The sequence below is a fragment of the Paraburkholderia sp. A3BS-1L genome (assembly GCF_051125215.1).
Lineage (GTDB): Bacteria > Pseudomonadota > Gammaproteobacteria > Burkholderiales > Burkholderiaceae > Paraburkholderia.
Genome location: NZ_CP120443.1, coordinates 64826 through 77906, shown reverse-complemented (window position 1 = coordinate 77906; position 13081 = coordinate 64826). Strand labels below are relative to the sequence as shown.

Sequence of the window (13081 nt, the reverse complement as noted above, 5' to 3'; positions counted from 1 at the left end):
CGCGGAGAACCAGACCATGACGATGCAATACGAAACGCTGCTGGTCGACGTGAAGGCCCAGGTCGCGACCGTGACGCTCAATCGACCCGACGTGCGCAACGCGTTCAACGAGACGATGATTGCCGATGTCACGGCCGCCTTCACCGCGCTCGGCGCACGCGACGACGTGCGCGTCATCGTGCTCGCGGGCAACGGCAAGGCGTTCTGCGCGGGCGCGGACCTGAACTGGATGCGCAAGATGGCCGGCTACTCCGACCAGGAAAACCGCGCCGATGCCATGCGCCTCGCGCACATGCTCTCCGCTGTCTACCGCTGTCCGAAGCCCGTGATCGCGCGCGTGCACGGCGACGCGTACGCCGGCGGCATGGGTCTCGTGTGCGCGGCCGATGTCGTCGTGGCCGCGCAGACCGCGAACTTCTGCCTTTCCGAAGCGCGCCTCGGGCTCATGCCCGCGACCATCGCGCCGTATGTGATTCGCGCGCTCGGCGAGCAGGCGTCGCGCCGCTACTTCGTCACGGCCGAGGCGCTCGATTGCGCGACGGCGCTGCGCCTCGGCCTCGTGAGCGAGGCGGTGAGCGCGGACGAACTGGACGCCACAGTGGCGCGCATCGCCGGCACGCTTTGTGCAAACAGCCCGAACGCGGTGCGCGAATGCAAGCAGCTCGTGCAGGACATCGCGGGCGAATCGATCGACGATGCGCTGATCGAAGACACCGCCATGCGCATTGCCCGCATTCGCGCGAGCGAGGAGGGTCGCGACGGTGTGTCGTCGTTCCTCGAAAAGCGCACACCGCGCTGGCGTGATCCCGCGTGATCGCAGCGTAATCGACAGGCGAACCCGAGCCAAAAAGCGAGACCTCTCATGTTCAACAAGATTCTGATCGCCAACCGGGGCGAGATTGCCTGCCGCGTCGCGGCCACCTGCCGCCGCCTTGGCGTGAAGAGCGTGGCCGTTTATTCGGACGCCGATGCGAACGCCAAGCACGTTGCCGCATGCGACGAAGCCGTGTACATCGGCGAGGCGAGCGCGCAGCAGAGCTATCTGCGCATCGAGCGCATCATCGAGGCCGCGAGGGCGACCGGCGCGCAGGCCATTCACCCGGGCTACGGGTTTCTTTCGGAAAACGAAGATTTCGGACGTGCGTGCGAAGCGGCCGGCATCGTCTTCATCGGACCGCCGGTGGAGGCGATCGCCGCGATGGGCTCGAAGGCCGCCGCCAAGGCGCTCATGCATGCAGCCGCGGTGCCGCTCGTGCCGGGCTACCACGGCGACGACCAGGATCCCGCGCTGCTCCAGCGCGAAGCCGACGCGATGGGCTATCCCGTGCTGCTCAAGGCGAGCGCGGGCGGCGGCGGCAAGGGCATGCGCGTGGTCGAGCGCAGCGAGGACTTCGCGGCGGCGCTCGCATCGTGCAAGCGCGAGGCCGCGAGCAGCTTCGGCAACGACCGCGTGCTGATTGAGAAGTACCTCATGCGCCCCCGTCACGTGGAAGTGCAAGTGTTCGCGGATAAGCACGGCGGCGCGGTGTATCTGTTCGACCGCGATTGCTCGGTGCAGCGCCGTCACCAGAAAGTGCTCGAAGAAGCGCCAGCGCCGGGTCTCGATGCGAGCGTGCGGCGCGCGATGGGCGAAGCCGCGGTGGCGGCGGCGCGCGCGGTGAACTACGTGGGCGCGGGTACCGTCGAGTTCATCATGACGGGCGCGGACTTCTACTTCATGGAGATGAATACGCGCTTGCAAGTCGAACACCCGGTGACGGAAATGGTCACGGGCCTCGATCTCGTCGAATGGCAATTGCGCGTGGCCGCGGGCGACCCGCTGCCGCTCGAACAGTCGCAGCTCACGGTGACGGGGCACGCGCTGGAGGCGCGCATCTATGCAGAGAATCCGGCGCGCGGCTTTCTGCCGTCGACGGGCACGCTCAAGCATTTGCGCATGCCTGCGGGCGTCGAGTTCAGCATCGGCAATGGTGGCGATGGCAGCGAGCGCGCAAGCGTGCGCATCGACAGCGGTGTGCGCGAGTGCGACACCATCACACCGTTCTACGACCCGATGATCGCCAAGCTCATTGTGCACGGCGCAACGCGCGACGATGCACTCGCGCGCATGCGGCGCGCGCTGGAAGAGTGCGAGGTTGTCGGCCCGCATACGAACGTCGAGTTCCTGCACCGGCTCGTGACTTGCGAGCCGTTCGCGAATGCGGATCTCGACACGGGCCTCATCGAGCGTCATCACGATGCGCTGTTCGCGCCTCAAGCGAAGCCGTTGCGCGCGGCGCTCGCGCTGGCCAGCGCGGCGCTGATCGCGCGCGAGGGTGGCCTGGGCCGGGGCGCATCGCCGTGGCAGGCGCTCGCGCACTGGCGTCTGAATGGCGGCTTCGAGCAGACCTTCGGATGGCGCGACATCGAAAGCGATAAGACATTGTCGACGGTGTTTACCCATGACGGCGGCGCACAGACGCTCGCATGCGTGGGTAGCCAGGAGCGCTACACGTGGTGGCGTGGTGAGGGTGCGAACGAATACGGGGCGGCCATCGGCAACAATCGCGTGACGGGCCGCGTGTTCATCGACGGCGACGTGTTCCACGTGTTTTGCCTTGGCGCGAGCATGGCGTTCGAGTGGCAGAACCTGCTTGCGCACGCAGCGGATGCCGAGCACGGCGAAGGCCGCCTCACGGCGCCCATGCCGGGCAAGGTAATTGCTGTGCTCGTGGAGGCGGGCGCGGTGGTGGAGAAGGGCGCGCCGCTCATCGTGATGGAGGCCATGAAAATGGAGCACACCATCGGTGCGCCGGCGGCTGGCAAAGTGACCGAAGTGCTTTATGCAGTGGGCGACCAGGTGGCCGATGGCGCCCAGCTGCTGGTGCTCGAAGCCGGCTGAACGGAGCGGTGAGCGAGTTGTTACGATCGGTTTCAAAATTGTCCAAACTGTGAGCTGACAAAAAGCTATGCTTCGCGCACCAACAACATGAGGGAGGCGAACATCATGAACGCAACGTGGAAGGCTTTAGTCCTCACAGGCCTGATTCCGCTCGCACTTGCAGGGTGTGGCGGTGGAGGCGGCAGCGATAGCGGCAGCACCGCGCAGACCGGCACGCTGAAGGTCGCCATGACCGACGCACCGTCTTGCGGCTTCGATCACGTGTTCGTCACGGTCTCGCAGGTTCGGGTAAACGCGAGTGCAAACGCGGGTGACAACGACGCCGGCTGGTCGACCATTACGCTGGCGACGCCTGAGAAGATCGACTTGCTGTCGCTGACCAACGGCGCGCTCGCCGACCTCGGCCAGACCGCGCTGCCGGCTGGCCAATATCAGCAAGTCCGTCTTGTGCTCGTGCCGAACACAGGCAATACGCTATCGAACTCGGTCGTGCCCACGGGCGGCGCCGAACAGCCGCTCGCGACGCCGAGCGCGACCCAAAGCGGCTACAAGATCATCACGCCGTTCACGGTGCAGCCGAACACACTCGTCGATCTCATCCTCGACTTCAACGCGTGCAAGTCGATCGTGCAGAAGGGCAATGGCGGCTATCAGATGAAGCCGGTCGTGACCGCGACGCCCACCGTCGTGAGCGGTTCGATCTCGGGCTACGTCGCGCAAGCCGAGGCGGGCGCAACCGTGTATGCGGAGCAAAACGGCAAGGTCGTCAAGGGGACGATTGCCGACAGCACCGGCAAGTTCGTGCTGTCGCCGCTCGTCCAGAGCTCGACGCAGGGCAACTACGACGTCGTGATCGTGGAGAACGATTTTGCGTCGGGTATCGTCCGCTCGGTGCCCGTGGTGGTGAACGCGGACACGCCGGTGTCGACCTCGGCCGCGCCCATCACGCTGCCGGCATCGCCGATGGGCAGCGTGAGCGGCAACGCGACGTCCTCCGCGCAGGCACTCGTGCGCGCCCTGCAGGTGATCGGCGGGAGTCCGTATGAGATCTCGGCTATCAATGCGAATGCGGATACCGGCAACTACGCGCTGTCGCTGCCGACGGGCGCGCCGTTCGCCGGGACCTACTCGAATGCACTGCCGATCTCGCTCACGGCGGCGTCGACCGTTGCGGGGCAATACACGATCGAGGCCGATGCGGAGTCTGGCGCGGTGCAGTCGGCGAACGTGAACGCGGCGACCAACCCGACGGGTGTCAACTTCGCGTTTTGAATGACGAATCAGGCAGTATGATTGGAAAGGGTCGCTTGCGGCCCTTTCCTTTTGTTGCGGAGAACGAGATGAAAAAAATCGCGATTGGGCTTCTGGCTGCGGCAGGGCTGGGATTGAGCGGGTGCGCGGTATACGTGCCGCCGCCGGCGGGCGTCGTGGTCGCGCCCCAAGGCGGTCCGGGCAATGGCTTCTGCCCGCCTGGTCAGGCGAAAAAAGGCAACTGCTAGGACCTTTACGTCCCCTCATTCACCGGTGGCGCAAACCGCAGCGCCACCGCAATCCGGTTCCACGCATTGATATTGGCGATGGCGGCCGTCAAGAACGCCAACTGCTCCCCGGGAAACTGCTCCGCCACCTTCCGGTACAGCGCATCGCTCACTCCTTCGTGCACCTTCGAGGTGAGCGCTTCCGTATAGGCCAGCGCGGCTTGCTCGCGCTCGCTATAAAGCGTGGGCGCCTCATGCCACGCAGCCACCAGATCGAGCTTCGCGCGCGCCACGTTCTTTTCGCGCGCGATATTCAAATGAAATTGAATGCAGAACGCGCAGCCATTGATTTGCGACGCGCGGATCTTCAGCAACTCGGTGAGGGTTTTTTCCAGGCCTGAATCGTCGACGGCCTTGCTCATGGTCGAAAGCGCGCTGGCCACCTGGGCGGCTTCGCGCCGGAAGTCTTCGTAGCTGATGCGGGAGGATGGGCTGGACATGACTGGACCTCGCGTCGGTTGCCGGATAACATCAGAGCACGAACATCATATTCGAACTCTGACATCATGCGCAAGACCGCGAAATCCGCGACAAAAACCCAGGGCGAGCGCAGCGCGCCCATTCCCGCCCCCGGCGAAGGCAAGCGTGGCGAGTCCGGCCATATGGGCTATCTGCTACGCCAGGCGGGCGCGGCGCAGCGCTTGCGCATGGAGCGCGCGCTGGCCGATCTCGGCATCACGCCGCCGCAATTCGTGGTGCTGACGATGCTCGCCGCCTATCCCGGCGTGTCCGGCGCCGATCTTGCGCGGCTCGCGGTGCTGACGCCGCAGACGGTTAGCGTGATCGTCGCGAATCTCGAACGCAGCGGCGCGATCGAGCGCCGGCCGCATCCGGTGCACGGCCGCATTCAGCAGATCGAGGTGACGAGTGGGGGCGAGATCTTGCTCAAGCAGTGCCGCGCGCGCGTGAAGAAACTCGAGGCACAGATGACCGAAGGCTTCACCCAGGACGAAGAGCAGGTGATACGCCGCTGGCTCGCGCGTCTGGCGCGCGAAGACGAAGCGGTGTGAGCGTCGTGCCCGGCGCGCGAGCGAGTGCGCACGAATGATCGAGCAGCCCTTCGGCGGTGCCGATGCCGCCTTCCACGTCCAGCCCGCTATTGACGACGAGCCAGCCGTCGCGCGCGGTGTCGGGGCCGGCGCCGGTCACGAGAATCGTCTGCACGGCCATGCTTTGCTTCGGCCCCAGACCGCGCTCGACGATGCGGAAAGGATTGCCCTGATCGGAGAGGCTCATCACGCGCGTGACGCGATAGCGCTTGCCGTCCAGCGTCGTCCAGCGCCACGTGCCGGGCGCGTCGTGGCGATATGGCGCGAGTGCGTCGGCAATATCGTTGCGCATGCAATCGACATGGATGTGCAACTGGTTTTGCGAGCGCCGCTGTGAAGCATTGATTTCGAGGCCGAGTTGTGTGGGCGCGAGCGTCATCTTTAGTTTTGCGTCCACGTAACGGCCCGCGGCCCACGCACCAACCCAGTATTCGGGCGATCCGCCATAGAGAATCTCGGGGCTTTCGATGCCGGGCACGCGGTCGGTCGGGATCAGCAGATATTGCGCGCGCCCGTTGATGTCCTTGAGCACCGCATAGCGCTTCTGGAAATCGACGCTCGTGCAAGGGCCGGGATCGCCTTTGTCGCGCGCGTTCGGCACGCATTGTTCGCCAACGACCTTCCAGAGCCCGTTTGAGTCGAGCGTGGAAAGACGCACGCAACTGGTGGTGAGCAACACGGTGGCCAACGCTGCAGCGAACGAAGCGAAACGCGCGGCACGGAGGGAGGATGCAGCAAAGGAAACTTGAGGCATCGGCGCTATACGGACGTATGAGGCAATTCGGAAATGGGCCGCGCGATGCGCTCGCGCGGGCTCGCCTTGCTGCCGCGAGTGTAGCCGATGCAGTGTGGCGGGTTTATTTACGGCGCGGGTGAAACGTGACGGGTTGTTCGCGCGATGCCGCGCCGGCGCGCGAAGTTGGGTCGGCGGGCCCGCACGTTCCGCAGGTGTCGCAGCCGTCGCCGCAATGGCCGGTGGCGCCTTTGGGCTGCACGAAGCGCCCCATGCGCTGCGCGAATGCACCGCGTTGAGGGCGCAGCAGCGCCGCCGCGGCGGCGGCTTGCCAGCGCGTGGTCGTCTTCGGCGCGAGCTTGCGCAGCGCGGTCCAGAGACTCGCTGCCACCAGCAGCGCGATAACCGCATATTGAAGAACGAGACTCGTGCTCACAGGAAACGGCTCGCGATCTGGTAGGTGATGAACGAGGCTATATAAGCCACCACGAACATATAGCTGAACGAGATCGCCACCGCGCGCCACGAACGCGTTTCGCGGCGGATCACGGCGAGCGTCGACATGCACTGCGGCGCGAACGCGAACCACACCATCAGCGAAAGCGCGCTGGCCACCGAAAAGTTTTGCGCGAGCGTGTGGCCGAGCGCGGCAATGTCGCCGTCGCCGCTCGCCACTGAATAGACTGTCGCGAGGGCGGCCACCGCCGTTTCGCGTGCGGCGAACGCGGGAATGAGCGCGAGGCTCATCTGCCAGTTGAAGCCGAGCGGTGCGAACGGCCATTGCAGCGCGTTGCCCAGATAGCCGGCGATCGTGTAGTCGATGGCGGGCAGCGTCGCGCCTTCGGGCGGCGAGGGGAACGTGGAGATGAACCACATCAGCACGGTCAGCGCGAGGATGATGCCGGTCAGCCGCTTCAGAAAGATCGCGCCGCGTTCCCACAAGCCGATGGCGATGTCGCGTGCGCGCGGCAGGCGGTACGAAGGCAACTCCATCAGCAGCGCCTGCTCGCCATGGTCGCGGCGCAGCTTCTTCATGACCCAGCCCACCGCCATCGCGCCCACGATGCCGGCCGCGTACAGCGCGAACAGCACGAGCCCCTGCAGGTTGAATACGCCGAGTATCAGCCGGTGCGGAATGAACGCGCCGATAAGCAGCGCGTAGACGGGCAGCCGCGCCGAGCATGTCATGAGCGGCGCGACGAGTATTGTGGCGAACCGGTCGCGGGGATCGGAGATGCTGCGCGTGCCCATCACGCCAGGAATCGCGCACGCGAAGCTCGATAGCAAGGGAATGAACGAGCGGCCCGTCAAGCCCACGGAGACCATCAGGCGATCGAGCAGGAAGGCCGCGCGCGGCAGGTAGCCCGATTCCTCCAGCACGAGGATGAAGAAGAACAGCACCAGAATTTCGGGCAAAAAGCCGAGCACGGTGCCCACTCCGCCGAACAGCGCATCGGTGACGAGGCTGCGCAGCGGGCCGTCGGGCAGTGCCGCGCCTGCGGCGGCGCCCAGCCAGCCGAAGCCGTCGCCGATGGCGTCGGTGAGCGGCTTGCCCAGCGAATACACAGCCTGAAACACGAGGAACATCACCACCGCGAGAATCAGCGGGCCCAGCACGGGATGCAGGGCGAAGCGGTCGATGGCGTCGTCGCGCGCATCGGTGGCGCGCGGCATGGTCACGGTCGCGGCGAGAATGCGCCGGACCGTGGTGTGCACATCGGCGCGCGCATCGACGTCGTCGTTCGTGCTGTGTTCGGGTGAAGCGGGCGTCGCATCGTTGCCCACGCGTTCGATCAGCTCGATGAGCCCGTGCGCCCCGCCGCGCCGCACGGCCACGGTTTCGACCACGGGCATGCCGAGTTCGCGCGAGAGCGCGGCGACATCGACTACCACGCCACGGCGTCGCGCAGCGTCCATCATGTTGAGCGCCAGCACGACCGGACGGTCCATGCGTTTGACTTCGAGCACGAAGCGCAAATGCAGGCGCAGGTTGGTGGCGTCGGCCACGCAGACGATCAGGTCGGGCGTGGCCTCGCCCGGATAGCGGCCGAGCAGCACGTCGCGGGTGACGCGCTCGTCGGGGCTGGTCGATTCGAAACTATAGGCGCCGGGCAAGTCGAGCACCTGGATATGGCGGCCGCCCGGCGTGGCAAAGCGGCCTTCCTTGCGCTCGACGGTCACGCCCGCGTAGTTCGCCACCTTCTGGCGCGCGCCCGTGAGCAGATTGAAAAGCGCGGTCTTGCCGCAATTGGGATTGCCGACGAGGGCGATGCGCAACGGTGCCTGGCTCATGCGGCGGCTCCGTGAGCGCCGTCAGCGGTTGCTCCCGCGCTGGCGTTCAGGTTCACGCTCACGCGTTGCGCCTCCGCACGGCGCAGTGCGAAGCGCGTCGAGCCGATCTGCACGAGTAACGGGTCGGCGCCCCACGGCGCGCGCGCCACCACGCGCACGGGCTCGCCGGCCACGAAGCCGAGCTCGCGCAGGCGCTGGGCGATCGGGTCGCGTGCCGAGACATCCTCGACGCACTCGACGCATGCAGCGGCGTTCTTGGGCAGGTCGGTCAACCGCATGGAGAATTCTGTCGTATTGAAATGAGAACGGTTCTCATTGTAACGGCGATGCGGCTGCTTGGGGGCGCAGCCGGGCAGGCTGCTATCGGCGCGAAAGCCGCGCGGAGCGGGGGATCCGGCGCCGGAGCGGGAGCCGGGCGGCTTAGTGTGCCGATTTGCCGCATCGAAGCCCCCCAGCCCTCGGTGCGTCTTCAGTGCCTCTTTAGCGCGTTCAGAGCTTCGAGCCGGTCATCCGGTCCATGCGGACCTTGGGCCTACTGTTGGGCGGATTCAAGTGCAGTGTGCCGGTGATTGCCTTGTCGCCGACGAACGCGTCGTGGAACTGCGCGCCGTTCGGGACTTGCAACGCCAGCATCCTGAACCCGCAGCGTCCGGCACATTCGGGTGAGTCGACGTAATGCCTGAAATTGGCGAGAATGCTGCGCGGGAATATTCATGAGTGGCTCCATCGCTGGCGCCGCTGCTCGATCTGGAAAGCACAATGAAACGACTGTTACTCGCCGCGCTCGCGGCCGCTCTCGCCACCGCCTCGCTCGTCACTGGCGCGCACGCGCAAAGCACTGCGTCCGGGCCATTCGCCACGCCGTCGGGCGAGCTGCAATTCGTGCGCGACGATCGCGATTTCGTGTCGATGCTCAACAGGGAAAAATTCGATCGCTTCGACGCGAAGACGCTTACGCACTTCGACGAGGTCGGTGCGAACGGCACGATCACGCGCACGCTCGTGCAGACGGCTTACGGCCCGGTGGTGTACGACCTGCACCGCAATCCGCCGCTCGTGCAGCGCGCGAACGTGCGCATGACGGTCAAGCGCGTGTTCTGGCAGCCCGACGAAGCGGTGATGCAGAGCCCGGAAGGCTGGTTCCGGCTCAAGAACGGCACGCTAACGAAGCTGCAAGCGACGAAGACGACCTACCACTGATCACGCGCGCGCCGCCATCGTTGTCTTTCGGTTTGGTCGCGGCGCGCGCAACCGCCGCTCAGGCGATTACTGTGCGACCGGCACGGTGACATCGGAGCCGAACCAGTGCTCCGAGATCTTCTTGAGCGTGCCGTCCTGCTTCAGCGAAGTGAGCGCATCGTTGAGCGCTTTCTCGAACTTGGGATTGCCCTTGCGGAACGGGATGCCCATCTCCTGATTGGCGCCCTTGAGCACTGCGCCCGGACGTAGCGGCAACTGCGAAGTCTTGATGATGTACGGCAGCATCAAGCGATCGTCGATGGTGGCGTCGATGCGCTTGGCGGCCAGATCGCGGAGCTTTTCCGGCGCGCCCGGATAGGTTTGCACATTGATGCCCTGCACGGCGCGCGCCATCTGGTCATAGTTCGTGCCGAGCGTGACGCCGAGTTTCTTGTCGCCCTTGAACTCGTCGAGCGACTTGAATTCGCGCTTGTCGTCGGCGCGCTGGATCAACTGGGCCGCGGAATAGGTATAGGGCTGGCTGAAGTCGAGCGCCTGCTGGCGCTGCGGCGTGATGGTCACCTGATTGACGATCACGTCGAATTTTCCGGCTTGCAGCGCCGCGATAATGCCGCTCCATTCGGTCGGAATGAATTCCGGCTTCACGCCGAGCTTGGCCGCCACCGCCTTCGCGACGTCGACGTCGAAGCCCACCAGCTCGCCCTTGCTGTCGCGCGAGTCGAACGGGGGATACGTGCCTTCGAGGCCGATCTTGAGCACGCCGGCTTGTTTCACGCTGTCCAGCAGATCTTCCGCATGAGCGGCAACGGCGGTGAGGCCGAGAGCCGATGCGGCAAGCACGCTGGTAAGAAGGAGCTTCGATAGCTTCATGGCACGTCTCCTGTTTTTTCGAATTGAGGACTGCGGTGGAGTGCGCGATGCCGCGCGAAGGCATATTACCGCGTCAAATTTCCGGTGCCGGCAGCGTCCCCAAAATCTCTTCGAAGGCGAGCCCGATCGCGAGCAGCCGGCGGTCGCTGCCGGTTGGGCCGTCGAGCTCGAGGCCGACTGGCAGGCGCGCATCGGTGAGCCCCGCAGGCAGCGCCAGACCGGGAATGCCCGCGTTGCTCGCGGGATCGGTATTGCGCAGATATGCCTCCAGTTCGTCAATGGGCGCGCCGCCGTCGATCGACACGCTCGACGATCCGTTCATCTCGTCGATCTGCACGGCCGCGAGCCGCGTCGTTGGAAACACCAGCGCATCGAGGCCGCTGGCGGCGAAGGTCTGCGCATAGAGCTGCTGCAGCCGCGGACGCCAGAGCGTCATCGCCGTGGGGTAGTCGCTGCCGCGCGCGTCGGCGAGGATGGCGTCGTAGGCCGCGCGCACGTCCGGGCTCGCGATGCGCGCCGCTACGTCCGCGACGGTCCGCGCGCCCGGGTGGTTTGCGTCGAGCCACGCTTGCAGGTCTTCAATCGGTTCATGCAGCGCGATGGCCATGCTCACGCGGTCGTTGAGCGCGAAAATTTCGCTCATTTCCACGGGCACGAGCGTTACGCCAGCCGCTTCGAGTTTCGCGAGCGCTGCGCGCGCGACGCGCTCGGTCGCGGCTTCCAGGCCCGACCAGAACGGCGCGGGCAAGCCCACGCGCAGGTTCGTCACGGCGGCTCGGGCGAGCGGGCCGTGCCCGGTGATCACGCCGTCGATGAGCGCGACGTCGGCGACGGTGCGCGCCATCGGCCCGACCGTGTCGCGCGTGCGGCTGATCGGCACGACGGCATGCGGGTCGTGGTAGCGGCGCTGCGTGCCGCCGTCGCCCACGCTCGGACGCAAGCCGACGATGCCGCACAGCGCGGCGGGGATGCGCGTGGAGCCGCCGGTGTCGGTGCCGAGCCCGGCCGGCACGATGCGCGCCGCGATGGCGGCGGCCGTGCCGCCCGACGAGCCGCCGGGGATTCGTTCGGGATCCCAGGGATTGCGCACGGGGCCCGCATGCGGTGCGAGATTGGTGCTGGTGATGCCGAACGCGAGCTCGTGCATGTTGGCCTTGCCGAGCACGATCGCGCCCGCATCCACGAGCCGCTGCACCGAGGGCGCGTGGCGCGCGGGCAGGAAGCCTTCGAGCGCGGGCGTGCCCGCGGAGGTTTGCAGGCCGCGCGTATTGATGTTGTCCTTCACGACCACGGGCAGCCCGGCCAGCGGCAGGTGCGCGCGTTCATTCGGTCCGAGCCCGTCGATGCGCTGTGCGGCGGCGAGCGCGCCTTCCACGTCGAGCGTCGTGAGCGCGTTGAGGTTTTCCAGCGCCTGTGCGCGCGCGAGCAAGGTTGCGGCGTAGTCGGTCGCTTTGACCCGCCCTTCGCGAATGGCCGCGACGGCTTGCGTCGCGCTCAGTTCCAGTTGCTGGTCGACAGTCCAGGTCATGCGGTTTCCTCCGCGTGCGGCCGTGCAGGTGGCGGCGCCCGCTATGGCTTCATGAAGCGCAGCGCGAGGCGGGCGAGCGCGGGAACGAGCGTCGGGCGCAAGAGGCGCGAATCGTAGCCGCTCATGCGCTGCTGGTCTTCACGCAGACACAGTTCGATCATCTCGCGCGGCTTGAGCGAGTCGCCCAGCACCTCGCGGTTGGCGGGCAGGAAGTTCGAGTCGTGCGCAACGCCTTCGGCATCGATGCCCCGCGCAATCGCCACGCGATCCCATACCAGTTTGACCCAGATTGCCCCGACTTTCAGCGAGTGCCAGGGCCGGCGCCACCATGGCAAATTCTTGCGATACCACGCCACCCAGTTCACGAAAAAAAGAATATGGCGCGCTTCTTCCTGGATCACGGGCTCGAAGGTTTCGACTAGCGAGGCAGGGAAAAATCCCGAGCGCTGCGCGGAGCGGAACAGGCCGAATGCGAAGAAGCTGTCGATGCATTCGCTGTAGCCCGTGAACATCCACGCCCACTCGGGGTCTTGCGGCGGCGGATAGCCCGGTTCGGGCGCGAGGGCGATGCCATAGGCCTCGACGAGATGCGAGAGCACGACTTTGTGGCGCGCTTCCTCGTCGCCGTCCATCTCGATGGCCGCGCGCAGGAGCGGATCGCTCACGGTGGCCGCATAGGTTTTCACGCGGATCGACGCGCGGCCTTCGGTCTGCACCGCAATGTCCCAGATCGGCAGCGAAGTCAGGCGCCGCAGCGCGTCAGGCTCGAGCGTCGGCCAGTCGAGCACGGCCGGGCGATAGGGATCGTGCGTGTCCAGCAGCATCCGGCAGAACATCGTCCGGTGCTCATCCGATCCGATCCGGATCGGCCCTGGCGTGGCATGAGTCCAGTGCCGCAGCGCGGCGTCCTGGACGGCGAGGGCGCTGTCTTCGTCGTTAGCGCCTTCGGCTGCATGCGTCAGGGTGTCGGACATTGAGCGTAATGGATGG

Annotated in this window: 14 protein-coding genes; 5 read left to right on the top strand and 9 right to left on the bottom strand. The window is 66.1% G+C overall.

The genetic code is table 11. The features are described 5' to 3' along the window. Positions 1–22: 22 nt before the first annotated feature. From P5W99_RS15600 to P5W99_RS15590, 3 genes are all read left to right on the top strand, one after another. Positions 23–814 carry an enoyl-CoA hydratase/isomerase family protein gene (locus P5W99_RS15600; RefSeq protein WP_434664487.1) on the top strand — a complete coding sequence of 264 codons (792 nt, stop codon included), beginning with the start codon at positions 23–25 and terminating at the stop codon, positions 812–814. Positions 815–862: 48 nt separating this feature from the next. Next, positions 863–2881: an acetyl/propionyl/methylcrotonyl-CoA carboxylase subunit alpha gene (locus tag P5W99_RS15595; RefSeq protein WP_421026092.1), complete on the top strand. Its 2019-nt coding sequence runs from the start codon at positions 863–865 to the stop codon at positions 2879–2881. Positions 2882–2986: 105 nt separating this feature from the next. Continuing rightward, complete coding sequence (locus P5W99_RS15590; RefSeq protein ID WP_421026091.1) at positions 2987–4153, top strand: DUF4382 domain-containing protein; 1167 nt, start codon at positions 2987–2989, stop codon at positions 4151–4153. 232 nt (positions 4154–4385) lie between these two features. Here P5W99_RS15590 and P5W99_RS15585 read toward each other — a convergent pair whose 3' ends face one another. Beyond that, positions 4386–4859, bottom strand: coding sequence for a carboxymuconolactone decarboxylase family protein (locus tag P5W99_RS15585; RefSeq protein ID WP_421026090.1), 474 nt, complete (start codon positions 4857–4859; stop codon positions 4386–4388). Positions 4860–4925: 66 nt separating this feature from the next. Between P5W99_RS15585 and P5W99_RS15580 the strand changes: the two genes are divergently transcribed. Next, on the top strand, positions 4926–5429 hold the full coding sequence (locus tag P5W99_RS15580) for a MarR family winged helix-turn-helix transcriptional regulator (RefSeq protein ID WP_421026089.1): 504 nt from the start codon (positions 4926–4928) through the stop codon (positions 5427–5429). Here the strand turns inward: P5W99_RS15580 and P5W99_RS15575 are convergent. The 5 genes from P5W99_RS15575 to P5W99_RS15555 all read right to left on the bottom strand — a co-directional run bounded on the left by P5W99_RS15575 (position 5359) and on the right by P5W99_RS15555 (position 9117). After that, on the bottom strand, positions 5359–6147 hold the full coding sequence (locus P5W99_RS15575; protein WP_421026088.1) for a CDP-diacylglycerol diphosphatase: 789 nt from the start codon (positions 6145–6147) through the stop codon (positions 5359–5361). The two genes, P5W99_RS15580 and P5W99_RS15575, sit on opposite strands and share 71 nt — an antisense overlap. A gap of 178 nt (positions 6148–6325) precedes the next feature. After that, complete coding sequence (locus P5W99_RS15570) at positions 6326–6637, bottom strand: DUF6587 family protein (protein WP_421026087.1); 312 nt, start codon at positions 6635–6637, stop codon at positions 6326–6328. Then, complete coding sequence (gene feoB / locus P5W99_RS15565; RefSeq protein ID WP_421026086.1) at positions 6634–8493, bottom strand: ferrous iron transporter B; 1860 nt, start codon at positions 8491–8493, stop codon at positions 6634–6636. The genes P5W99_RS15570 and feoB overlap by 4 nt, the downstream gene beginning before the upstream one ends. Next, complete coding sequence (locus P5W99_RS15560) at positions 8490–8771, bottom strand: FeoA family protein (protein ID WP_421026085.1); 282 nt, start codon at positions 8769–8771, stop codon at positions 8490–8492. Before P5W99_RS15560 ends, feoB begins: the two co-directional genes overlap by 4 nt. Positions 8772–8982: 211 nt before the next feature. After that, the gene (locus tag P5W99_RS15555; RefSeq protein ID WP_421026084.1) at positions 8983–9117 is read right to left on the bottom strand and encodes a hypothetical protein; all 135 of its coding nucleotides are present in this window, start codon (positions 9115–9117) and stop codon (positions 8983–8985) included. A 135-nt stretch (positions 9118–9252) separates the two neighbouring features. On the opposite strand from P5W99_RS15555, the gene P5W99_RS15550 reads away from it, so the two are divergent. Beyond that, complete coding sequence (locus P5W99_RS15550; protein WP_421026083.1) at positions 9253–9693, top strand: hypothetical protein; 441 nt, start codon at positions 9253–9255, stop codon at positions 9691–9693. A gap of 66 nt (positions 9694–9759) precedes the next feature. Here the strand turns inward: P5W99_RS15550 and P5W99_RS15545 are convergent, their stop codons facing one another. The 3 genes from P5W99_RS15545 to P5W99_RS15535 all read right to left on the bottom strand — a co-directional run bounded on the left by P5W99_RS15545 (position 9760) and on the right by P5W99_RS15535 (position 13065). After that, the gene (locus P5W99_RS15545; RefSeq protein ID WP_421026082.1) at positions 9760–10563 is read right to left on the bottom strand and encodes a transporter substrate-binding domain-containing protein; all 804 of its coding nucleotides are present in this window, start codon (positions 10561–10563) and stop codon (positions 9760–9762) included. A 73-nt stretch (positions 10564–10636) separates the two neighbouring features. Further along, positions 10637–12091: an indoleacetamide hydrolase gene (gene iaaH, locus P5W99_RS15540; protein ID WP_421026081.1), complete on the bottom strand. Its 1455-nt coding sequence runs from the start codon at positions 12089–12091 to the stop codon at positions 10637–10639. A gap of 41 nt (positions 12092–12132) precedes the next feature. Further along, positions 12133–13065, bottom strand: coding sequence for a ferritin-like domain-containing protein (locus P5W99_RS15535; protein ID WP_421026080.1), 933 nt, complete (start codon positions 13063–13065; stop codon positions 12133–12135). Positions 13066–13081: the final 16 nt, after the last annotated feature.